This window comes from Aphanothece microscopica RSMan92 (assembly GCF_046613545.2).
Lineage (GTDB): Bacteria > Cyanobacteriota > Cyanobacteriia > PCC-6307 > Cyanobiaceae > NIES-981.
In genome coordinates this window covers 1-399 of record NZ_JBKKKY020000644.1, presented here as the reverse complement: position 1 = coordinate 399, position 399 = coordinate 1, and the positions used below count along the sequence as shown (strand labels likewise).

2 protein-coding genes are annotated in these 399 nt (G+C 66.9%); both read right to left on the bottom strand.

What is annotated here, in order from left to right; translation table 11 throughout:
• On the bottom strand, window positions 1-185 hold a 185-nt coding region (locus ACLD7X_RS19450; RefSeq protein ID WP_411425323.1), incomplete at its 3' end, for a hypothetical protein.
• A partial coding sequence (locus ACLD7X_RS19445; protein ID WP_411425322.1) for a hypothetical protein occupies window positions 173-399 on the bottom strand: 227 nt, incomplete at its 5' end. The genes ACLD7X_RS19450 and ACLD7X_RS19445, both read right to left, overlap by 13 nt.

Genomic DNA, 399 nt, shown 5'->3' with positions numbered 1-399 from the left:
CGGAGCGTTACGCTGACCTCCGCCCCGGCGCAGCCCGCGGCCGATGATGCGCTGAGCGCATTCTTGAGCAGGTTGACCACGACCTGGCCGATCATCGGAAGGGAGCCCGCAACGAGCACCTTGCCATTTCCCGCCGTGACGGTGATCGGCGGCGCGGGGTCCGCGCCAAGCGTCACGAGCCGCACCGAGTGCGATATCGCCTCGTGGATGTCGCACACGCCCATTTCATCCGTGTCTTGAGGACCCATGCGGCGGACTTGCGGACGACCTCCATGGCGCGCTCGGTCTCCTCGCCCAGGCGGTCGGCAATGGCGCGGTGTTCGGAACTTGCCGGACGGAGGCTCAACGACACCTTCAACGCATAGGCATAGTTGCGGATGGCGGCCAGCGGCTGGCTGA